General features: G+C 69.7%; 1 protein-coding gene. It reads left to right on the top strand.

Annotated features, from left to right (window positions below; all coding sequences use genetic code 11):
* A partial coding sequence (locus ASC93_RS32295) for a hypothetical protein (RefSeq protein WP_229412799.1) occupies positions 1-201 on the top strand: 201 nt, incomplete at both ends.

Genomic DNA, 201 nt, shown 5'->3' with positions numbered 1-201 from the left:
GGCACGCTGGCGCTGGCCGGTTCGGGCGGCATCGCCCTGTCGAGCGGCGTGAACGACAACGGCATCTTCGACATCTCGGCGACCGACAATGGCGCCCAGATCCAGACGCTGTCCGGCTCGGGCACCGTGCTGCTGGGCGGTCAGACCCTGACCCTGACCAATGCCGGCGCGACCAGCACCCAGACCGGCGGCATCCTGCTT

Origin of the sequence: Massilia sp. Root335 (assembly GCF_001425685.1) — a bacterium.
Lineage (GTDB): Bacteria > Pseudomonadota > Gammaproteobacteria > Burkholderiales > Burkholderiaceae_D > Telluria > Telluria luteola.
Note: the sequence above shows the minus strand (reverse complement) of the source record. Positions and strands in the feature narration are given on the sequence as shown.